This window comes from Acinetobacter sichuanensis (genome assembly GCF_003024515.2).
Lineage (GTDB): Bacteria > Pseudomonadota > Gammaproteobacteria > Pseudomonadales > Moraxellaceae > Acinetobacter > Acinetobacter sichuanensis.
Window position 1 is genome coordinate 158,831 of the sequence record NZ_PYIX02000004.1, and the last position, 23,589, is coordinate 182,419.

At 37.5% G+C, this 23,589-nt stretch carries 17 protein-coding genes; 8 read left to right on the plus strand and 9 right to left on the minus strand.

Annotated features, from left to right (window positions below; all coding sequences use genetic code 11):
- Window positions 1-2 precede the first annotated feature (2 nt).
- The gene (locus C9E89_RS04630) at window positions 3-287 is read right to left on the minus strand and encodes a peptidylprolyl isomerase (protein ID WP_107008031.1); all 285 of its coding nucleotides are present in this window, start codon (window positions 285-287) and stop codon (window positions 3-5) included.
- Window positions 284-1,135, minus strand: coding sequence for a bifunctional DNA-formamidopyrimidine glycosylase/DNA-(apurinic or apyrimidinic site) lyase (mutM, locus tag C9E89_RS04635; protein ID WP_107008030.1), 852 nt, complete (start codon window positions 1,133-1,135; stop codon window positions 284-286). Before mutM ends, C9E89_RS04630 begins: the two co-directional genes overlap by 4 nt.
- 309 nt (window positions 1,136-1,444) lie before the next feature.
- Between mutM and C9E89_RS04640 the strand changes: the two genes are divergently transcribed.
- The 3 genes from C9E89_RS04640 (at window position 1,445) to C9E89_RS04650 (ending at window position 5,034) form a co-directional block, all read left to right on the plus strand.
- Entirely contained in the window at window positions 1,445-2,716 is a 1,272-nt protein-coding gene (locus tag C9E89_RS04640; protein WP_107008029.1) for a carbohydrate porin, read from the plus strand.
- Between the two features lie 185 nt (window positions 2,717-2,901).
- Window positions 2,902-4,014, plus strand: a complete 1,113-nt coding sequence (locus C9E89_RS04645) for an NADH:flavin oxidoreductase/NADH oxidase (RefSeq protein ID WP_107008028.1) — start codon at window positions 2,902-2,904, stop codon at window positions 4,012-4,014.
- A gap of 93 nt (window positions 4,015-4,107) precedes the next feature.
- Window positions 4,108-5,034, plus strand: a complete 927-nt coding sequence (locus C9E89_RS04650) for an AEC family transporter (protein WP_107008027.1) — start codon at window positions 4,108-4,110, stop codon at window positions 5,032-5,034.
- An 81-nt stretch (window positions 5,035-5,115) separates the two neighbouring features.
- On the opposite strand, the gene hemJ is transcribed toward C9E89_RS04650, so the two are convergent.
- The 7 genes from hemJ to C9E89_RS04685 form a co-directional block, all read right to left on the minus strand.
- Window positions 5,116-5,568 (minus strand): protoporphyrinogen oxidase HemJ, encoded by a 453-nt coding sequence (gene hemJ, locus C9E89_RS04655; RefSeq protein ID WP_107008026.1) that lies wholly within the window; start codon window positions 5,566-5,568, stop codon window positions 5,116-5,118.
- 69 nt (window positions 5,569-5,637) lie between these two features.
- Complete coding sequence (locus C9E89_RS04660; RefSeq protein WP_107008025.1) at window positions 5,638-6,870, minus strand: beta-ketoacyl synthase N-terminal-like domain-containing protein; 1,233 nt, start codon at window positions 6,868-6,870, stop codon at window positions 5,638-5,640.
- Between the two features lie 279 nt (window positions 6,871-7,149).
- Window positions 7,150-11,001 carry a DUF4132 domain-containing protein gene (locus C9E89_RS04665; protein WP_107008024.1) on the minus strand — a complete coding sequence of 1,284 codons (3,852 nt, stop codon included), beginning with the start codon at window positions 10,999-11,001 and terminating at the stop codon, window positions 7,150-7,152.
- Between the two features lie 118 nt (window positions 11,002-11,119).
- On the minus strand, window positions 11,120-13,225 hold the full coding sequence (locus tag C9E89_RS04670; protein WP_107008023.1) for a hypothetical protein: 2,106 nt from the start codon (window positions 13,223-13,225) through the stop codon (window positions 11,120-11,122).
- The gene (locus C9E89_RS04675) at window positions 13,222-14,370 is read right to left on the minus strand and encodes a VWA domain-containing protein (protein WP_228198981.1); all 1,149 of its coding nucleotides are present in this window, start codon (window positions 14,368-14,370) and stop codon (window positions 13,222-13,224) included. The genes C9E89_RS04670 and C9E89_RS04675 overlap by 4 nt, the downstream gene beginning before the upstream one ends.
- Before the next feature lie 26 nt (window positions 14,371-14,396).
- Window positions 14,397-16,919 (minus strand): DUF5682 family protein, encoded by a 2,523-nt coding sequence (locus tag C9E89_RS04680; protein WP_107008021.1) that lies wholly within the window; start codon window positions 16,917-16,919, stop codon window positions 14,397-14,399.
- A gap of 2 nt (window positions 16,920-16,921) precedes the next feature.
- Complete coding sequence (locus C9E89_RS04685; RefSeq protein ID WP_107008020.1) at window positions 16,922-18,019, minus strand: ATP-binding protein; 1,098 nt, start codon at window positions 18,017-18,019, stop codon at window positions 16,922-16,924.
- Between the two features lie 231 nt (window positions 18,020-18,250).
- On the opposite strand from C9E89_RS04685, the gene C9E89_RS04690 reads away from it, so the two are divergent.
- From C9E89_RS04690 to C9E89_RS04710, 5 genes are all read left to right on the plus strand, one after another.
- Window positions 18,251-19,756 (plus strand): EcsC family protein, encoded by a 1,506-nt coding sequence (locus C9E89_RS04690; protein ID WP_107008019.1) that lies wholly within the window; start codon window positions 18,251-18,253, stop codon window positions 19,754-19,756.
- Between the two features lie 183 nt (window positions 19,757-19,939).
- Window positions 19,940-20,314, plus strand: a complete 375-nt coding sequence (rpsL, locus tag C9E89_RS04695) for a 30S ribosomal protein S12 (RefSeq protein ID WP_002050319.1) — start codon at window positions 19,940-19,942, stop codon at window positions 20,312-20,314.
- 178 nt (window positions 20,315-20,492) lie between these two features.
- Entirely contained in the window at window positions 20,493-20,963 is a 471-nt protein-coding gene (gene rpsG, locus C9E89_RS04700) for a 30S ribosomal protein S7 (protein ID WP_005190966.1), read from the plus strand.
- A gap of 185 nt (window positions 20,964-21,148) precedes the next feature.
- Window positions 21,149-23,284, plus strand: a complete 2,136-nt coding sequence (gene fusA / locus C9E89_RS04705; protein WP_107008018.1) for an elongation factor G — start codon at window positions 21,149-21,151, stop codon at window positions 23,282-23,284.
- 95 nt (window positions 23,285-23,379) lie between these two features.
- Window positions 23,380-23,589: GTP-binding protein (locus C9E89_RS04710; protein WP_228198978.1), on the plus strand; the 210-nt coding region annotated here is incomplete at its 3' end.

The window sequence follows — 23,589 nt, forward strand, 5'->3', positions numbered from 1 at the left end:
TTTTAAAAATCCATTCGAAATTTTATTTCTAATAAATGAAAACCAAATTGGCTTTTGATTGGACCATGAAGTTCACGTTCAGCCAAACTAAAAACAGCTTTGTCGATAGGTGCAACTAAATCACCTTTTTTAACTTCACCTAATTCACCGCCTTTTTTGGCTGATGGGCAGGTTGAATGCTGTTTAGCAATTTTTGCAAAGTCAGCACCATCTTGAATTTTTTGTTTTAATTGTTGGGCTAAATCTTTATCTTTGACCAAAATATGTCGAGCAATTGCAGTTTTCATTGGGATTTACCTTTTAAGGATGGCTTGGTCACAGAAGTTTTCTTTAATGGCTGGCACTGTGGACAGAATACACTGGCACGTTGTCCAAGTTTTAAATTTTCTAAAGTTGTTTCACAGTTTACGCACATTTCGCCTGCACGACCATATGCTAATAGGGTTTGTTGAAAATAGCCATTTTCTCCCATCGCATTACTATAATCACGTAAGGTCGAACCACCTAACTCAATCGCTTGCTTTAAAATACGTTTAATTTCAATGACTAAATTTTCAATTTGTACTGCTGAAAGATCTTTGGCTGCTTGTGCTGGATGAATGCCTAAGTTAAATAAACTTTCAGTTGCATAAATATTACCGACACCAACAACAACATGATTATCCATGATTGCGACTTTGATTGCTGTTTGTTTGTTTGTTAATTTTTTTATCAAATAATCTGCATTAAATTCGTTACTTAATGGTTCAGGTCCTAAAGGATCAATTAATTTATTTTGAGAATGTTCATCTAACCAAAGAATACAACCAAAACGACGTGGGTCATGATAACGCAATTGAATATCTTCAAATTGGATAATTAAATGGTCATGTTTACGTAATTCTTCATGTGATTCACATAAGCGAAAACTACCTGACATTCCTAAATGCCATAGCATGGTGTCGTGTTCAAACTGAGCAAAAATATATTTAGATCTGCGTGTCAGTTGAACAAGTTTTTGTCCAACTAATTTGTCCAGATCATTTGGTATAGCCCAACGGAGGCGAGATTCGCGAACCTGTACTGACATTACTTTTTGATCTAGTAATGGAAAAAGACTGCTTTTAGTGGTCTCGACTTCAGGTAATTCAGGCATTTTTCTCTCAAATGTAGCGTAAGCATCCTGATGAATATGGTAGTGAAATTCGATTTTTCAAGCACTTTGTAAATGTTGTGGCAAAGATAAAATGTTTATTGATAAAAAAAAGTTGGTTGACTAATAAAAATTATCATCTAGTAAAGTTTTAAAAAAATATGTAATTTTCACGTAATTAAATTGTAAATAAATATGTTGAGCTCTTTTGTTACATAAAGATTAAGTTAAATTTAAATGAGAAATTTCACATATTTAAATTGAGTTGATGATCTTATTTGTATAGAGCACCTTTAACATTTAGGCTCTACTATGAAAAATTTTGTATTTCCACTTTTGACAATTTCCATAACAACATGGTTCTCAGCCGCTCATGCTGATACTGCGTTTGATCTTCATGGGAAAACCTTAACAGGGGATTGGGGTGGTCAACGAACTGAATGGGCAGAACAAGGCATTAAATTTGATGCCAATATTGCATTAGATAGTTCCTACTTGGCTGATGGTGGCTATGATGCACATCAATCTCCTACATTTGCGAGTCAGTATTGGCTAGGTACAACTTTAGATTTGGATAAATTGGCAGGTTGGTCAAACACTACAGTGCGAGCAGTTGTAACTGCACGCCAAGGTCAAGGTACAACAGTCGAAGGTATTCAAGATGCGAGTGCGCCGCAATGGGCAAACTCACAAGCCAATTGGGGGAGAGGAAATTCAGGTAGCCGTTTAAGTGAATTATCCATTGAAAAGAATTTTCCTGAACAAGGCATTAATGTCAAAGTTGGACGTATGGGCTTAGGTTCAGACTTCAATGTTATGGCGTGTGACTTTCAAGGCAATGCATTTTGTGCAGCACAAATGGGTAAATGGCAAGGTAAGCTTTGGTATAACACACCTGTATCACAATGGGGTGGACGAGTGAAATATCAGGTTCAACCTGACCTGTTTGCTCAAGTTGGGGTGTATGAATATAACCCTGAAAATGCTTTGGAGCGTCAAGGTTGGAATCTGGATACCAAAAATGCAGATGGCGTCAATATCCTTACGGAAGTTGTCTGGTCACCTAAACACGCAATTCATGATTTAGCAGGAAGTTATCGAGCAGGTTTATTATATAACACAGCGGATGATGCAAAAAATCAATATGATGTTGCATATTCGGCAGGCTCAAGAGAGCAAGATCGTAGTTATGGTGCATGGTTGAGCTTCGATCAGCAACTGACTTCAGCAGGCGAAGGACGCCGTGGCTTACATAGTTTTGGTAACTTTACTTTTCACGATAAAACAACGACACAAGTTGATAATTCACAACAATTAGGCTTGAAATATATTGGCTTATTTGAGGGGCAACCTAATGATATTTTAGGTTTAGGAGTGAATCGTGTACATGTCAATGATCGTTTTCGTGATACCAAAGCGGTGTTAAATAAAAGTACAGAATATAATATTGAATTGAACTATTCTTACTATCCAACAGCATGGTTTATGTTACGCCCTTTAGTGCAATATGTCGTGTATCCCGGTGCTACGGATCAGGTAGATAATGCTTTGGTACTCGGATTATCAAGTAAAGTCATTTTTTAAAAATAGATGATGATTTGAAATAGAATATATTTCATTCTATTTCAAATCTTCTTTTTGTAAAAATTAATCGATAAAAATATGATGTTCTTAGGTCATGTATTTATTGTTTTTCTATTTATTTGAGCAGTGCAGTTAGTGAAATTAAAGTGTAAAAAGATAGCTTAAAACTAAAACAGGAGTTTAATGTGTCCTTATTATTTCAACCAATTCAGTTTGGGCAACTACAACTGAGTAATAAAATCGTGATTGCTCCAATGTGTCAATATTCGGCAACAGATCAAGGTAATGTGACCTATTGGCATGAACAACAATGGGCAAATTATGCTTTATCGGGTGCTGGACTCTGTATTGTTGAAGCGACTGCTGTACAGGCGGAAGGGCGTATTAGCTATGCTGATTTAGGGTTATGGAATGATAAACAACGAGATCAAATTCAGACACTTTTACAGAAAGTAAAACAGTTATCACCGATGCCCTTTGCAGTACAGTTAGCACATGCAGGGCGTAAAGCCTCTACTGATAAGCCTTGGCAGGGTAAAGGGCAGTTAGCCCCAGCAGATCCGCAAGGGTGGCAAACTGTTTCTGCAAGTGAGCTTGCTTTTAATGAGCGAGATGTAAAACCTCATGCTTTAACATCAGATGAAATTCAACGCATTATTATCGATTTTGCTGAAGCGGCAAAACGTGCTGTAGATGCAGGATTTGAATTAATTGAAATTCATGCAGCACATGGTTACTTGTTACATCAATTTATGTCGCCATTATCAAACGTACGTACAGATGAATACGGAGGCAGTTTTGAAAATCGTATTCGCTTAACTTTAGAAGTATTGAGTGCAATAAAAGCTGCTTTACCGCATGATTTTCCTGTGGGAGTCCGTATTTCAGCGACAGATTGGATGGATGAAGAGGGTGGTTGGAATCTTGAGTCTAGTATAGGGCTTGCAAAAGCTTTGCAACAACTAGGTGCAGTTTATATACATGTTTCATCAGGTGGCTTACATGTGCAGCAAAAAATTAAAATCGGCGTCAATTACCAAGTGCCTTTTGCAGCCGAAATTAAAAAACATGTCACTATTCCTGTAATTGCTGTCGGTTTGATTACTGAGCCAGAACAAGCAGAAGAGATATTAGCCAAAAATGAAGCAGATGCGATCGGATTGGCACGAGCAATTTTATATGAACCACGTTGGCCATGGCATGCAGCAGCAGCTTTGGGTGAACAAATTGAAATAGCGCCACAGTATTTACGTTGTCAGCCGCATACACTGAAAAATTTATTGATTCAATTTAAGTAAAATATTATGCCATATCGGTATTTAAGTTTTTGAGAGATATATTTTAGGATATATTTCTCTTTTATTTACCATGCGGAAAAAGGACTTGCCATAATGGTATTTAATGTACTCTTGCCTATTTTTATTTTGCTTTTTTTAGGATATTTGAGTGTAAAAATTAGTTTAATTAATAAAGAGCAGATTTCAGCTTTAAGTGCTTTTGTTATTCGTATTTCATTACCAGCATTGCTGTTGGTTGCGTTGGCATCTAAGGATTTGCATGAAATTTGGTATCCTTCATATTTTTTTGTTTATGCTGGGGTGTCTTTTGTTTTATATCTACTTGTTTTTTTAGTTTTTTATTATGTTTTTAAACATAAATTTAGTCATTCAGCCGTCTTTGCAATGGGTGGCGCAATGTCTAATACAGGTTTTATTGGTACCGCAATCTTAACTTTGTTGATGGGAAATCAGGCAACGATCTATATTTCTTTAACGTTAATTGTGGAAAATGTCATTATTGTTACGATGGTTTTAGCTTTAGCTGAGGCAGGTTTACAACAACAGAAAAATATTGCACTGCTCTTGCGACAAACGTTACTAAAGTTATTGAAAAATCCTGTGATTTTGTCTGTTTTATTAGGTTTAAGTTTGGCATTTTTACAGGTTAAATTACCCACCCAATTACATCAAGCCCTAGATTTACTTGGTAAGACCGCATCACCTATTGCACTTTTTGTGATTGGTGGTGGTTTGGTTGGCTTATCCATTGAAAAAATTGATATGGAAAGTATGTTCTTGGTTTTTGCAAAAATGATTATGATGCCTGTAGCAGTATTTACAGGATTATCCTTGCTGCCAAATGTCAGTAAAGAAATGCTCTATGCAGGAACAATTATTGCTGCTCTACCTATGCCTGCTGCATTTGCTATTTTTTCCCAAGCTTATCATTTAGATGATCGAAAAACGCTAACGCCGTTGATGATCAGTACATTTTTAGGTTTTGCAATCATTAGTATGTTGATTGCATTATGGTGGTGAGAGCGTAGTACGCTATACACATTTAGATATGAGATTTGAAAAAATAAAAAACCTCACAGGAGAGGTTTTTTTATCATGAATTTAAAAGCTCGGCTTGACGACAACTAAAATAACAACAGCCAATAAAATCACCGTTGGTAATTCATTAAAGAAGCGCCAAAATTTATGTGATTTATAATGTGGATGATCTATCAACTTTTTACGATAATAACCACAAACCAGATGGTAAATAACCAAGAGTCCAACTAAGCCAACTTTGAGATAAAACCATAAAGCTTCATGATAATGTCGCGTTGCATCACCCCAATCCACTAAAAAGTGAGCGGTGACAAGCGTTGCAATCATTGCAGGCCACATAATGCCACGATATAACTTGCGCTCCATCACTTGAAAGTGTTGATGGCTCGTTGCATCGTCACTCATCGCATGATAAACATATAAACGTGGTAGATAGAACAATGCTGCAAACCAGCATACGACTGCAATAATATGTAGTGCTTTGACCCAAAGGAAAGCCTCTGAAGGAGCATCCATCAATTTACCCTTTTTAGGGCAGTGTGGAAGTGGTTGACTTGTGTTTAAAACAAATCAACCATTTTCAAATTAGCCTTCCCATTTTTTGAAAATGAGGCAGGCATTTACACCGCCAAAACCGAAACTGTTACTCATTACAGTATTCAATTTTGCGTCACGTTTTTCAAGTACGATATCAAAACCTTTTGCACCTTCGTCTAACTCAGTGACGTTGATATTTGGTGCAATAAAGTCATTTTGCATCATGAGTACTGAATAAATCGCCTCTTGTACACCTGCAGCACCTAAGCTATGACCTGTCATTGACTTCGTTGAGCTAAGAGCAGGTACTTTACCTTCACCAAAAGCACGTTCCATTGCTTTAAGTTCAGTGACATCACCAGCAGGTGTAGAAGTACCATGCGTATTTACATAGTCAATGCTGTCTACGCCATGTTGTTTTGCTTCTTCTAAAGCCATCAAGATACAACGTGTTGCACCTTCACCAGATGGTGCAACCATGTCAGCACCGTCAGAGTTTGCAGCATAACCAACAACTTCAGCTAAGATATTTGCACCACGTGCTTGCGCATGTTCTAGTGACTCAAGTACCACGAAACCACCACCGCCTGCAATCACGAAGCCGTCACGGTCTGCTGAATAAGGGCGTGAAGCTTTTTCTGGTGTGTCATTATATTTAGAGCACAATGCACCCATTGCATCAAACAACAAGCTTTGTGACCAATGATCTTCTTCACCACCACCTGCAAGCATTAAGTCTTGTTTACCTAATTGAATCAGGTTGTAAGCATAACCAATGGCATCAGCAGAGGTTGCACAAGCACTGGTAATTGAGTGTGCAACACCTTGTAATTTAAATGCCACACCGACGTTTGCTGTAATGGTGTTTGACATATTACGTGGAACGAAAAAAGGACCAATTTTACGTGCGCCTTTAGTGTCCAATAATTCTTTCATTTCAACAACAGATGCTGTAGAACCGCCACCTGAACCGCCAGCGATGCCATAACGAGGATTACCACCAAGTTGTTCAGCTGTTAAGCCTGCATTTTCTACCGCAGCAACCGCAGCGTTATAAGCATACATTGCACAAACGCCCATAAAGCGTTTTAACTTACGGTCAATGCCATCAAAGTCTTGTTCAGCAGCAGCACTGACATGACTTTTAAAATTGAGTTCTTCGTAAGTTGGATTATGACGTGTTCCTGAAATCCCATTTTGCAAAGAATGTGTGACATCTTCTAACGAGTTCCCTATACAAGAGTTAATACCCATGCCCGTAATCACAACACGACGATTCATACAAAGTCCTTTATTTTAAAATAAGAGATACAATGGGCTCATTTAAGCGTTTTTAGTTTTACGCTGCAATGGCGAAAGATATAGATTCTACAAAGATTGACTTTAGTAACACTGTCATCTTATTTTTTGGTCAATTACGGTGTTTACGTTGCTTTGCTTGAGTTTGCAAAGGCATGTGAATCATAAAGTATTTGCAAAATAAAATGTAATTGCCCAATTCATCACATTAGAAATGGGCAATTGTGTATTGGTTGAGGAGAATGACTTGGTTTAGGCAAATTACCAAGGTGTTTTCTTTTCCCATTCTGGGTCAAAACCTGTACAAGCATCTGCCACTTTTAAATAATCAGCATAGCTTTCTGCTAATAAAATTGGCGGAACATCACTGAGCGGAAGGCTATTTGAACTCCAAGAGCGGCTGCCTAATTTGTCAAATTCCAACTCAAATAAGACTGCTGGAATATTTTCCTCAGGCACATAACTACCGCTAAAGACAATTTGTACATGAATACCCAATTGCTTAAATGGCTTGGTATAACGATCAAAAGAACCTGCATCTTCAATGCTTGCACGTTGATACCCCAGTTTGTTGACGACACCACGTAAGGTGAATGTGTCTGTGATCCAACCTTTACGATCCGAAATATCTTTGCTGTTAAGGTCAGTAATTTCAGGTAAATGATGGCTCATTTGCTCAAATAAAAATTTAACTTTATAGTCTTTAAAATGGTCAATCCATGCTTGAGCATCTTCTTTCCCGACTAGAACAGCATGCGCAATTTGAATTTTACTATTACTTTGAATCTCAATTTCATCATCCTCTAAATTGAGTAAACAGCCATCATCACTTGGACGGAAAGCGATTTTTTCACCAGATTCGGTGACTTCTAACCACACCAAACGTTGGATCAGGCGGCGTACAATTGGATGAGCGTGTAAGTATTCAAACCATTCATTTTGTAACCATTGACGTTCACTACACATCGCTTCGTATAGGCGTTGTGTTTGTAAATCAATCACTTGTTTTAGTTCTTTCTTGCTGCTGCTGAAAAGAGCTTTTGCTTCTTTGATTAAATCAGCATCATCATTTTGACGTGCCGCAGGTAAAGTTTTGACTTCTTTACCTTCTTCATTTTTAAGCACAAATTTATCTTTATCATCGACAATGGCTGTAAATAAACGTGAACCATATTCTAAATTGAGTACACCTTTTTCATCCAAACCAGCCGTTGGAATCGTTCGATCCGCCAATTCATCACTGCTCCATTGATTACGTTCTGCAATTTCAGTGACCAATTCTGTCGCTAAATTTTGTACTGAGGTTGTACGGTAACGACGCGATAAAGACAATAAAAGTTGAATAATTAAAGGATCATTACTGATTGAGAGTGCTGAGATCATCGCTTCAATTTGTGAGCGACGTTGATAATGTTGTTTCATATAGTCTTGCAAGGTTTTGACTGCAAAACTCCCTTGTGCAGGATAGGTCAGTGCTAAGATACCTTTGCTTTTAATCGCAGAACCTAAATAAATCGCAAGTTGCTGACGTTTAATTTCTTCAATCACTTCTTCAAGCGTAATGGTTGCATAATGTGCATAATATTCAGGATATTTATGACCATAATTTTGATAACTATCACGATATGATTGTAAGTTTTGAGGTGCTTGTTTGACAGCAACTTCAGTTGCTTGTTCTAAAGTTGGCGATAAAGTATCTTGTTGAATAAAACTATGCAGTAAATGGTTGGCAAGTTTTTGCTGACTTTTTTCATCAAGTAAACCAAGATAACGTTGAAACAAAGCATTGGCTTTAGGGTCTTTGAGTTTTTCAGCCAAAACAACCCACCAGTGAATAATATCAGGATTAACTTTTTTACCATTTTTCCAAGTAATCTCAGGTAAAGTTTTAGCATCAAACCAAGTGAAACTACTGGAAATTTTAGCTTTTAAGCCTTGTTCAGCTTCTTTTAATAACACTTTCTCAGACAAGTATGGGCTAATATCTTGTCCTAGTTTTTCTAGTGAGGTTAATAGGGCAGCACGTACGACTTCCTTTTTCTCTTTTTTCAGTAAAGCATATAAAGGTTCTACAGCATCTTGATTTTGTAAACGAGCAAGCCATTCAATGGCAGTGACACGAATTTCTTGTTTTCCTGACTCTAAAGCTTCAATGGCACGTAAATGGATTTCAGGTAAACGTTGTAAAGCTTGCTGTGCGTCAAAACGCAGACGTTTATTTTCACCTAAAGCAAATTCAAGCAAACGTGGAATGAATTGTTGTGGAATAGTAGGAAATGACTCTAAAATTTTAATCGCTTTGATGGGTTCAAATTGACTATAAGAGCTTTCTTCCAAAGAAGGGCTAAGTCCTAATGCTTCACTGATAAACTCAGGATGTTCGGCAAAGAAAGGCCAAATTTTTTCGCTTTGTACAATATACTGGTGTAAATCATGCCAATAGCTTGAAATGAGCATACCTTGTGCAATTTGACGAATTGAATTTTCATACCCTGTGTCATTAAGTGCTTGTGAAATTTGGCGTAGGTCTAAATTGTCATATTGGGCTGGTGGTAAATCGGCAAAAATACTATTCCAGTGAACAATATGATTTGCATGACGGGTGGCATGAATCCGCAAAGCATGTAATAACGAATACTCAGGATAATTATAAAGTTTAGATTGGTGAGTAATGATATCAACATCACTTTCAAAAGGGCTGCGTTTGGTATGACCATTAATTTGTGCTAAAAGTTGATCAATACTCGTTGCTTTGATATTTCTAAGACGGCGAAATCTTTTTTGTGCCCAGTCTGAACGGTAACTATTGGTTTTATTGTCTTCAATTTCAGCATTTGCTGCGATTTCTGCTTTGCTTACAAGTTGTTGATGATTTTGATGCAAGATTTCAGTGAAATTTGCAGGAATATCTCGAATTGCAAGTGGTGTAAATTCAGGTATTTCAAAGCTTTCATGATGACTGGATTGATTGACTGCTTTTAGGCGTTGAATTGCCATTAAAATAAGTTGTTGAACAGCTTTTTGTTTTTCATTTTCATAGGCTTGTTCTAAAACTACTAAGTTTTGTTCGCCTAAACGGGCAAGTAATTCAGCAGCAAAACCACGTTCTTTACTTGAACCTTGGAGCAAATATTGTTGTAGATAATGCTGACTATCTTCATCATTTAACTGGCTTAATAAACTTACAGCAAGGTCACGAATGGTTTTTGAACGCCCAATGGTGAGCTTAACAATCAACTCGGGGAGTTGTTGTAAAATTTCAGGTTTGCGTTTGAGATATTCTAAAAAGACAGTTTGACCATCAACACTTAAGTTTGGGATTTCTTTTTTTAAGGAATCTAAATGGGCAGCAATATAAGCATCGGTATCGGACAGTTCAAAAATTAAATCTAAACGATCTGCATAATAACTACTACAGCCTGCACGTTCAAAAATAAACACCACCAAATGCTGGGCTAATGTTGGTTCATCATCGGCTAAAAGTTGATGTAGTTTTTCTAATGTCCAAGACTGTTTAATGAGTTTTTTTGCACCAATTTCACTAAAGTTATGGTGCTGTTGTAAGGTAATGAGAGCATCGATGACAATATAATGAAACCATACAGGAACGGGTGAGTAGAGCTCTTTATAATTTTTTTGTTGGGTGATACTTTCATAGACTTTGCCCAAACGTCTGATTTGTTCATTACTGAGTGTGTCAAACAAATGATCACTGAGTTGTTTACGGGATTTAATGGATTGTTTTTTTAGTTTTTCTTGGGTTTTAGTGAGTTGGATTTGTGTCCAATACCATTCATAAGTCCCCGGATAGCCAAGTAAATCAGCTGCTTTTTCATCAGGAAGTTGGCTGAGTTGAAGTAAAAATTGTGGATTTGTCCCTTCAATAATAAACGGAATAATATTCTTCATCAGACTATCATCCACTTCATTCAGCACCTTAAAAATCTCATATAAAGGCTTAATGGTGTCTACAAGTTTTTGATTATATTCTTGTGGTTTTGTTGCTTGTTGTTCGATGTTTACTTCTTGTGTTGATTGTTGGTTTTGGTTGTTCTGCTTATGATCTGGACTGGAAAATAAGGATTCAATTTTAGACATCAATTGATTGAGCATGGTTAAAATTCCTATTCCATTAAAGGAGTATTTGTTATTTAAAAAAAGTGCAAAAATAAATACGTTGTCGATCTATCATAAAAAATAAAACAAAAAATTAAATAGCATTTTTGCAACTTCACGACATAACTTGTCTTTCTATCGGCAAGTGATAAGACAGGCGTTGTATTTGTAAAAATAAATGTCGCCATTTGAGTAAAGCTGCAGCAAGCGAAGACATTTCTAAACCTGAAATAAGACTTCGCTGTACAACTTCTAGTCCTAAATCTGCATAAAGTTGTGCAAGCTGTTTCAGTTTGGTTTTATCTTCAGGATCAAGCACTTCACGCCCTGTATTGGCATAAAACTCAAGTACAGACTGTGTTTGTTGTACCGCAATGTCTAAGGTGGATTGTTGAGGAGGTGTTTGCCATTGTTTTTTCTGTTGCAATAATTTTTCAATACGTCCTGTGATCAGTTCAGTCAAACTACTTTTTTTATAGCGAGGAGAGTGATAATCCAAGCTAAAAATTTCTAGCTGTTGTTTCTTTTCTAAAATTAAGCTACATGGAATCAGTTGAATATTTTGCTGACTGAGATCTAGACGAACTAAAGTTGCAACAATTTTTTCATTTTGATTGAACAATGTCGTGAGGCTTTTAATGCGAGCTTGATATTGAACCTCAATAGGTAAACTGAGTTTTAAAGCAGTACCATGAAGGTCTTGAATACGACATTCAAAACATTGTTCATGTTCGTTTAACTCAGGCGCAAAAATCTGCTGATGACGGAGTAAAAGATAGCGGTAAGGATTTTGCTCTAAACTTGACTTTGGCTGGATCCACTGATGCAGCATTGACCAATCATTTAAGCCGATGTTCATCTGTTCAACGTCTTCGAGGCTGAGTTTTTTAAAAGGATCAATTTGAATAAAACGTGTATCTGTACTTGGGCTAAGATTGACCTCAGAACTTACTTTTGCTTGAGTAAGTTGAATTTGATGTTGTAATAAATAATCTAAAGAACTTCCCCAAATCCCTGATTGTGCAGCACTCTCTTTAGAAAAAGTGCTATCCAAACGATGACCACGTGCTTGAGTGACTTCACGACTATGCTGCTGTTGTTCATCCCAAAAAGTGACTGTTAAACCTTGCGCACCGCTGTCTGTTTGCCACCATTCACATCCTAAGGGAATTAAACGTTGTGTACTTTGGGCTTGATAATCACGTTGAACAGCACCTTTTAGACGAGTAAATATTTCAGTTTGCTGTTGGCTCTGTTCTAAAGCAAATAGATAGGCATTTAAATATGCCAATTGTGAGAAAATTTGTTGTTCATCAGTTTGTATATCATGTTCGAGTAGTTGTTGCATCATGCCATGCAACTGTCTGAGCAGCGCTGCGAGTCGTGGTAAGTTTTGTGCTCGTGCTTGCATATTTAAAATATGTAAAGACAATACCGACTCTTTGGCTAAATGAGATAAACCTTGTTGGATAAATTGTTGGCACAGATTTTTTATTTCTGAAATAAAATCAATATCTTCTTTGTTCAAGGCATGTTGTGAATTTTGATGATACTGCTGTTGTAAATCTTCAGACCATTGCCATAATTCGGCAGATTGTTGCTGAAATAAATATGCAATACACGCCAAATGTACCGCATTTTTTTTATTGTCATCCATATCTGACAACATACCTTCAAAGCCTGTTTGAGGGTAAAACAGAATTGGATTTTCACTGAATTCTGTTTTGAAAATAATTTTTTCAGCCAATATTTCAATGTTGCAAGCAGGGTTGACTTGTTGCCAGTTTTGCCAAATTTCAAAAGCCAAACGTAAATTCGCTTTGCCCACTTTTTTAAATAGGACGCTATCTTTGAGTTGTAGTGCTTGATCTAAGGCAGAAGCTTGCACTGTCAAGGTTTGAGTAGGTTCTAATTGACTTTCATGAGTTGATGGGGAAGCTGAGTTCTGATCATTGCTTGTTGTTGCTTGATTTTTTTGTAACCAAAAAATACTACTTAAAATATGTTTACAGCAATTTTGAGCAGAGCAGTTACATTGTGCTTCAGTGATCCCTTGTTCAGGTAAATAGACATCAAACTCTTCAACTTTAAAGTGTAACGGTGCTGTATTTTCAATATATTGAACTTCTTCGATTGATTTTTTAGCACGTCGAATTAAACCTGTATTACTATGTAAAGTAAGGCTTTCTTCATCATATTGTAAATAAATTTGCCCAATCATTGCATGACCTCCGCAAACCAATTGGCTAAATGATCAGGTGTCATAGCAGCAATTTGCATCCCTCGTTCTTGTAGTTTTTGTGCAATATTGCTGTCATATACAGGATTTGCTTGACTGTCTAAAGCTGCTAAACCAAGTAATTTACAACCTTGTTCATTTAATTTTGCTGTGGTATTGAGTAAATGTTGTAAAGATGCGCCTTCTTCAAAGTCACTGATGAGTATCAAAATACTACGATTGGGTTGAGTGATTTTTTTGGCACAATACTCCATTGCCATACCAATATTGGTACCGCCACCCAGTTGCACAGTTAATAAAACTTCTACGGGGTCATGCGCTAAATGACTCAAATCAACGACTTGGGTATCGAACAAAACCAAACTAATTTTGACCGCAGGGAGTGCTGCTAAAATACTGGCACAAATGGCTGCATACATCACTGAATCTAACATTGACCCACTTTGATCCACGCATAAAACAATTTCCCACGACAAGTGTTTTTGTACTCGTGCATTGAAAATAGGATTTTGAATAATAATTTTTTTACGATCAGGTTGATAATTTTTTAAGTTATTTTCAATGGTACGTTTCCAGTCAAAATTTTGTGCTTGTTGAATATGCGAACGACGAAAACGGTTACGACGACCTTGTAAAGATTGTAAAAATTGGGTGCGGATTTTTTGTAAAAGTTCTTCAACGACTTTGCGAATCACTTCACGCACAGCTTCTTTAGCTTCGCTACTCAAACGACCACGCATACTCAATAAGGCTTTGGCAGTTGCAGGGTTTGGTTCAAGTTCTCGAATACTTGCAGGATCGTTCAGTAAGCCTTGTAATTGATATCGTTCCAAAGCATGCTTTTGCATACGTTCAAACGTTGATTTTGGAAAAAGCTTACGGCTTTGATTGAGCCAATTAATCGCAGTAAGTTGGGAACCTTCTAAACCCCCATGTCGATTATTTGCTTGCTGTACACCACGACGTTTATATTCATTTTGATATAAATAATCGAGATTACGCTCTAATTTTAACTGTTCACCTGAAAATCCAGCAGTAGATAAACTTTGGTCAGAATAACGTCCTAAAATGAGTCGCCAACGACGGGCACGATCTAAATCATCTAGGTCAGTTGCTGTTGTTTCCATAGAAACTGAAAGGTCTGAATCTTGTGTCATATTTCAACTCCTTTCAACCAGTTTTCGAGTTGATCATGTTGTAAAATTTGTTGTAATTGTTGATTTAAATGTGCAGCATTTAACATGTCATATTCACTAATATCACTATACACCTGATCTAAAATGACTTGACCTGATAAGCCCGCCATTTGGGCAATATGTTGTGAAACAGCCGAATTTTGCTTTGGTGAAAGCTGACTAAAGATATAACGCAAATCAGGCAAAATTTGTAAGAAAGTCTCTTCACGCCAATGTGAAACCAATTCATACAACGACTGAATTGCAATAGAGGATTGCACAAAAATCTCAGGAGCAATCGCAAACATACCTTGTACATATTGCACAGCTTCGTCTGCGTCACTGCCTATAGCAAAAGCAGTTTTTAAATAGGTTTTAAGTTGTTCTTGATCAATCTGATGGTCTAAAAACATTAAACTATCTAATGCACCTTTTAACTTATTGAGTCGAAACTCCTCTAATTTTGAACGCTGTATATGTTGATAAAATAACGTTAAAAATGAGCTTTGATCCTGTTCAGGTTTTAGCTTTTCGACGGATAAAACCAAGTCATGTAAGGTTTTAAAATGAGTGAGATTGGATTCAATTTTATCTTCATGTGTGTCATATAGCTGCTCTAGTAAAAAACAAGCTTGTTTGACTGCATCGAATAAACTACTTTGTAATATATGTTCAGGCAATTGAAGCAGTTTTCGACCACTCCATAAGTAATAGAGTTGTTGTGCAGCACTGACCACAGATTGTAAGTTTTGATCTGTTTGTAAATATTGATGTAACTGTTTTTGTAATAAATTCAGTTGTTCTTTTAAGCCTAAACGACATGCTAGGGTCAGCAATTTTGCTGTTTCAAAAGCCGATTGACCTAAACCATTTTTTTGATTTTCTTGCTGTAAAGCTAAAATTTTACCTAAAGCAATTTGTGATAATTGATCGCCTAATTCAGCAAGCTCAATTAAACGAGCTTCTACCGAAGGTGACCATGTGTAACGCCATTCTTCAAATAACAAGTCAAGTCCAGCACCTTGACTAAAATCTGGTCCTGATAGTTTTTGTGCAAAACCACAATCAATAAATTCAAGCAAATGTAAAAATTGACTGATATCTTGATGTAAAGACTTACGATAAATATCTAATTTTCGATTACGAGGAATCGTATCACTGACATTAAAACGATATTTTTCAATTTGTTTAAACACATTTTGCAATAAAGCAGGGCTATGCTGATGTGCGGCAACTTTGCCCAGTTGTTGACCACTTAAATAAGCATAAATTTCGGTGAATAGCAGTTGTTGACCATCTTCAAGTTCGCCTTTAACCAAAGCACTTTGTAAAGCATCTAATAAATCATAACGGCTAGGACGATAATGCCCACGCAAATTGGCTAATTGTAGAGCGACTTCGGCTGTGTTTTTTAAGGCAATATAAGCCGTTACATCTAAAACCTGTTTATTTTCTAGATGATGGCAAATGTCCGTTAAATAGCTTAAAAATTGTTGTTCTATAACGACATCATTTAAGTTTTCCTGATTTAAATCTTGCCAAAACTGTTGATAAAATGCAGGTGAAGGCATACCTGACGCATAACCATTTAAAGCATCTAAACGGTCAAAGCTATAACGGATGAGCCAAGCATTTTCTTGCCATTTTTGTTGCTTATTTTGTTGAATGGTATAGCGTTTAGCAGATTGATGCTGTGCTAAATTTTCAATTAAAGCAAGCGTATGAAAACCGCCTGTAACCACCAAAACTTTATGTTTAGGTTGCAAAGCTGCGTGTATTTTTTGCCACATACAATCTTCACGATGCAAAGAAGCATCTTGTAACAAGACATCATGCTCATAATCTAACCGCGCTAAAGAACACCATGTAAATACATCATTAAAAAAATCAGCAGGCTGTTTTAGTTGAGAAATATGTTGTAATTCAAATAAATGATCCCAAAGTTCATCATGGTCACGACAACGTAATTGTTGTGCAAGACCTTGAATAAACTGACTGTGTGCTAAATAACGTTCAGAAATTAAATTTTTTTGTGACCAATCCAATGCTGCATGGGCAAGTTTGAACACACTTTGTTCTTGCCATGACAAATCAATAAATTCAATTTGTGCTTGTTGAGCATGCCCTTGTTGAAGTGCGACCCATTCAGGTGAATATTCACAAAATGGATAATAGGCAGAAAAAAGAGAAGGGCTTTCTGTAACTGCTTCTTCATCTTCACGCTCATTTTGATTTTTAGTTTGCGTTTGCGCAAAAATTGCAATAGGTGGTTGGGTATTTTCCTCAAGTAAGGCTTCAAGTAAAAACTGAAAACTATGTGGTGCTTCAATCAAAATATGCGTAGGTTGCAGCGTTTGTATATAATGTTTTAAAGCAAATGCACAAGCAGGACTATGATGCCTGATGGGTGCAAAAAAAAGCTGCTGTTGTTCAAGTTGTTGTTTATATTGAAATGCCTGTTCAAGTCGTTCAGGCAGTTGGGTCTGCATAAACTGGCTCATACTTAAAACTCACGGCTAGCATCGAAAAAGGCTTTCCAATCTTTGTCTTGACGGGCACGTTCTTTCACAACGCTGTCTAGATAATAACGTAAACGTTTTGCATCCTCAGGATTATCCTTAAAGACTACGCCAACCAGTTGTTGTGCAATGTGTTCAGCTTTTAAGACGCCATCACCAAGATAAATGGCTTGTAGGCTTGCTGCATGTGCAATATTGACTGCCTCTGCTGTCGACATCACAGCATCAGGGGTCTTTAAGCTTGCACCTTGTAGACTTTGACCTGTACGTAATTCATTAAAAATAGTGACTAATAATTCAATGACTTGTGGCTGTACTTGAAGCTCAGAAAATAAATCACCAATTTGCTGTTTGAGTTGTAATTGTACGAGTTCAATTTCAAACTCACGATTTTTGATGGGTTTTACTGTTTCAAAATTAAAACGGCGTTTTAATGCTGCGGACATTTCATGCACACCACGATCCCTTAAGTTCGCAGTTGCAATTAAGTTAAAACCTTGTTGTGCAGAAATACTAAAATCTTGCCCCATTTCAGGAATCATCATCTGTTTCTCTGACAAAAGAGAGACTAAAACATCCTGTATTTCAGGTGGGCAACGGGTAATTTCCTCAAAACGTGCTAATTTGCCTTGTTGCATCGCAAAGTATAGAGGGGAGGGAATCAGCGACTTTTCTGAAGGACCTTCAGATAATAGCAGCGCATAATTCCACGAATACTTAATATGATCTTCGGTTGTTCCTGCTGTACCTTGAATGGTTAATTGTGAATTGCCACCAATTGCAGCACTAAATAGTTCAGAGAGCATTGATTTTGCTGTACCCGGTTGACCAACTAACATCAGTCCTTGATTACCCATAAGTGTGACCAATGCTCGATCAACTAAGGCATCATCACCATAGAATTTTTTTTGAATATTAAGCTGAGCATTGCCTAAAATAAAATCACGAACAGCATAAGCTGAGAGTTGCCATCCTTGAGGTTTACGTTTTTGATCTTGCGCTTTTAAGCGTTGTAATTCATCGCTATATTTTTGTTCAGCACTTAATTTTAGGGTCTGATTTAATTGTTGATTGTTATCCATTTTGCTTAAATAATCTTTTTAAATAGTGAAATAATCATAGCGCAGAGCTGACATCTATCACAGCGTTGTTAGCATGAATGCGACAAATTGTGACTTAAATATGTGTTTCATCGTAAAGTGATTGTGGCGTTTTTGTATTTTTAGCCAAACATACGTAATTTGAGTTGAGATAATTGCTCACAATCCTTAGTATTTGATTAAACCGATAAAAATGAGTGGAGTAAGGTTCAAATGACAGATTCTAATAAGAAACAATCAAGTGGTATATTATCGAATACATTTGGTCTTGCTAAAAAACTGGGTACAACAGGTTTAAGTATGTTGAACCATGCCGCACCAAATTCAGTGAATAAATTAGATCAGACCCCACAAAAAAATACTGTTATTGAGGGAAAAGCCCGTTCTAAAAATATGTTTGAAAAAAAACAATATGACAATCCACAGCAAATGATACGTGAACATTTACCTCAAGTTTCTAGTCAGTTATTAGGGCGTCACTACAAAAAAATTAATAATGTCGCTTCATTTATTTCACCTCAATTTAACGACAAAATGTCAGACTATTTTTTTGATAAATTAAATGATTTTGTTTCTGAAACAAGTTCGGTAGAAAGACTGTTAAAAGAAGTGGGTGTTAAAAACTTAAATGAACTGAGTCAAGATTCGGCACGCTCACAGCGTATTAGTGGTGCTTTAGCCAATCAAAATAAAATTTTAGCTGCAATTCAAGGTGCTTTAACAGGTGTGATTGGTTCAGCAATTGATGTTCCAACTTCAATTGCGCTTGCTTTACGTAGTATTTATCAAACAGGTCGTGCGCATGGTTTTGAATTAAAACCTGAAGATCATGAAATAGTCGAGTTTATCTTTAAGAAAATTGACCTAGGGACGGTAGCAGAAAAGCAGGCATTGCTAATCACTTTGCGCGCTGTTTCTACAGCTTTGCAAAATCATGATATAAGCCAATTTCAACAAGTTTTAGGCTCAAATTACTCTACAGATGTATTGAAAAATTGGTTAACCAATTCAGATGGTACTTTCAAATGGGCATGGTTAGATTACATTCCGCAACTCAATCTTATTTCGAAAATTACTCCTTTTATTAGTATTGGCGTGAGTGCGAGCTATAGCTGGAAGCTAGTCGAAGATGCGACCGACAAAGCCCAACTTGTATTTAAAGGCGCACAACAATATTTATTACAACACCCAAACGAAAATATCAGTGCATTAGCTGCATTTGAAAAGTCTGAAATTTTGCTTTCACAAGCAAGCCCATTGCTTCAGCCTCCAAAAGAGGAAAATGCACAGCAACAAGAAGCAGTTCTCGAAGCAAAAGCAAACCAAATTCAAAGCACTGAAAATGATACTATTCAAGAGGTGCAAGTCTTGAAAAAAGACGAGGCAGAAACTTTACTTGCACAAGAAGAAAGCAGTATTGCAGACTTAGCAAAAGCGCATGTTTCTACAGTAAATGAAACAGAAACTCCAGTTGAGGTAGAGCAACCAGTCACAGAACCTGTAAAGAAAACACGTGCAAAAAAACGTACATCTGACTCAGCATCAGAGAAATTGACCGAAAAATCGCAACAAAATGAAAAAAGTGCAACAAAAAAAGTTGAGGATAAACCAGTACAAACTGAGGTGGAAAATTCATCCGATGATAAACAGGACAGTCATGCTATAGCGCAAAACATTGAAGCTACAACAGAAACTGAAAAAGAAGAGCCTAAAGACTAAAAGTAATCACAATTTTACTTATTCTAGCGCATAGAAAAAAGTAAATTTAAAACTGAAAAAAATAGAAATGGTGAATATTTGATAAGTCTTCAATGTTGACCATTTTTATATCTTGACTTACAATTGCATGCCCTCAAAAAGTGGTAATTTTTTGGGGCTTTTTATTAACGGGAGAATTGCCAAATGGCAACAACAAATCAGTTGATCCGTAAGGGTCGTACTACTTTGGTTGAAAAATCAAAAGTTCCTGCGTTGAAGGCTTGTCCACAACGTCGTGGTGTTTGTACACGTGTTTACACAACTACACCTAAAAAACCTAACTCAGCAATGCGTAAAGTTTGCCGTGTGCGTTTAACTTCAGGTTTCGAAGTTTCTAGCTACATCGGTGGTGAAGGTCATAACTTACAAGAGCACAGTGTTGTTCTTATTCGTGGTGGTCGTGTTAAAGATTTACCAGGTGTGCGTTACCATACCGTTCGTGGTTCTTTAGACTGCGCTGGTGTTAAAGATCGTAACCAGTCTCGTTCTAAATACGGTACTAAACGTCCTAAGAAATAATTCTTTAAGAATTAAATTTTAAGATCGTAGAACTGCAATCCTTTATCGTCTCGCTTGTCTGATTTCTGCATTAATTTTGTGAAATTCAAGCGACGTGTAGTAAGGCCAGCGAATAGTACATGACACTTTGTACTGATGCTGGATAAACCTGAAGTGTCATATTTATAGGTAGTTTAAAATGCCAAGACGTCGCGTAGTCGCTGCTCGTGAGATCCTTCCGGATCCTAAATTCAGTAGCCAAACAATCGCTAAATTCATGAACCACGTAATGCAAGATGGTAAAAAATCTATTGCTGAAAGTATCGTTTACGGTGCTTTAGACCGCGTTCAAGAAAAAAACAAAGTAGACCCAGTAGAATTTTTCGAGACTACTCTTGAAAAAGTTCGTCCTATGGTTGAAGTAAAAGCACGCCGTGTTGGTGGTGCTACATACCAAGTACCTATGGAAGTACGCCCATCCCGTCGTACTGCCTTGGCTATGCGTTGGTTAGTAGATGCTGCTGCTAAGCGTTCTGAAAAAACAATGGCTTTACGTCTTGCTGGTGAGTTGCTTGATGCAGCTGAAGGTAAAGGTTCAGCGATTAAAAAACGTGAAGATGTGCACCGTATGGCTGAAGCTAACAAAGCCTTCTCTCACTACCGCTTCTAAGCGGCTAAAACAGTCCATCTCAGGAGAATACTCATGCGTATTGCAGCTCGATTTAACATCGCCCTCTATCAAAGTGGAGGATTCGCGGGTATTTAAGTTGCCCACTAGGTATGAGTATTCGTACGCATCAATACAATATTGATGCGTCCTGTTTTAAACAATAAAATTTAGGAATGCAAGAAATCATGGCTCGTCAAACCCCAATTTCTCGTTACCGTAACATTGGTATCTCAGCTCACATCGATGCAGGTAAAACAACTACTTCAGAACGTATTTTGTTTTATACAGGTGAGAGCCATAAATTAGGTGAAACTCACGAAGGTTCTGCAACAACAGACTGGATGGAGCAAGAGCAAGAACGTGGTATTACTATTACTTCAGCAGCAGTAACATGTTTCTGGAAAGGTATGGGCAACCAGTTCGAGCAACACCGTATTAACGTTATTGACACACCGGGACACGTTGACTTCACAATCGAAGTTGAGCGTTCTATGCGTGTTCTTGACGGTGCGTGCATGGTTTACTGTGCTGTAGGTGGTGTACAACCTCAGTCTGAAACTGTATGGCGTCAAGCAAATAAATATAAAGTTCCACGTATTGCGTTCGTTAATAAAATGGACCGTACAGGTGCGAACTTCTTCCGTGCTGTAGAACAAATGAAAACACGTCTTGGTGCTTCTCCAGTGCCAATCGTTGTTCCAATTGGTGCAGAAGAAAACTTCCAAGGTGTTGTTGACCTTATCGAAATGAAAGCGATTATCTGGGATGAAGCATCTCAAGGTATGAAGTTCGAATATGGTGAAATTCCTGCTGAATTAGTTGAGTTAGCGCAAGAATGGCGTACTAACATGGTTGAAGCTGCTGCTGAAGCATCAGAAGAACTCATGGACAAGTACCTAGAAGAAGGCGAGTTAACTAAAGAAGAAATCGTTGCAGGTATCCGTCAACGTACTTTGGCAAACGAAATTCAGCCAATGCTTTGTGGTTCAGCATTCAAAAACAAAGGTGTTCAACGTATGTTGGATGCTGTTATTGAATTCTTACCAGCGCCGACTGACGTTGAAGCGATCAAAGGTATCCTTGACGACAAAGACGAAACTGAAGGTTCTCGTGAAGCATCTGACGACGCTCCATTCGCTGCGTTAGCATTCAAAATCATGAATGATAAGTTCGTAGGTAACTTAACTTTCGTACGTGTTTACTCTGGTGTTCTTAAAGCGGGTAGCCCGTGTTATAACCCAGTAAAAATGAAGCGTGAGCGTGTTGGTCGTATCGTACAGATGCATGCTAACGATCGTCATGATATCGAAGAAATTCGTGCAGGTGATATCGCAGCGTGTGTAGGTCTTAAAGATACTACAACTGGTGATACACTTTGTGATGAAAACAATGTAATTACACTTGAGCGCATGGAATTCCCTGAGCCAGTAATTGCACTTGCAGTTGAACCTAAAACTAAAGCTGACCAAGAAAAAATGTCAGTTGCTTTAGGTCGTTTGGCAAAAGAAGATCCATCATTCCGTGTACGTACTGATGAAGAATCTGGTCAAACAATTATTGCAGGTATGGGTGAGCTTCACCTTGACATCATTGTTGACCGTATGAAACGTGAATTCGGTGTAGAAGCAAACATTGGTAAACCAATGGTTTCTTACCGTGAAACAATCAAAAAATCGGTTGAACAAGAAGGTAAATTCGTACGTCAAACTGGTGGTAAAGGTAAATTCGGTCACGTATACGTACGTTTAGAGCCGCTTGCTGAAGACGCTGGTAAAGATTACGAGTTCGCTGAAGAAGTTGTAGGTGGTGTAGTACCTAAAGAATTCTTTGGTGCGGTTGACAAAGGTATTCAAGAGCGCATGAAAAATGGTGTTCTTGCAGGTTACCCAGTTGTTGGTATTAAAGCGACATTATTTGACGGTTCTTACCACGACGTCGACTCTGACGAATTATCGTTCAAGATGGCAGGTTCTTACGCATTCCGTGATGGTTTCATGAAAGCAGATCCTATCTTGCTTGAACCGATCATGAAAGTTGAAGTAGAAACTCCAGAAGATTACATGGGCGATATCATGGGTGACTTAAACCGTCGCCGTGGTATGGTTCAAGGTATGGACGATTTACCTGGTGGTACTAAAGCAATTCGTGCTGAAGTTCCACTTGCTGAGATGTTTGGTTACGCGACTCAAATGCGTTCTATGTCTCAAGGTCGTGCGACATACTCTATGGAATTTGCTAAATATGCTGAAACTCCACGTAACGTGGCAGAAGGCATCATTACTAAGTTCCAATCTGGTGGTAAAAAAGGTGACGACGAGTAATCTTTCGATTACTATAAGCCCAAACTAATTCATAGTTAAAAAACCAAATGCTCATGTAGTTAACCCTACATGAGTAGTTTAAAAAGGAAAAACTCATGGCTAAGGCTAAGTTTGAACGTAATAAACCACACGTAAACGTGGGCACAATTGGTCACGTTGACCATGGTAAAACAACTTTAACTGCTGCGATTGCAACTGTATGTGCAAAAACTTTCGGCGGTGAAGCGAAAGACTATGCAGCAATTGACTCTGCACCAGAAGAAAAAGCACGTGGTATTACAATTAATACTTCACACGTAGAATAC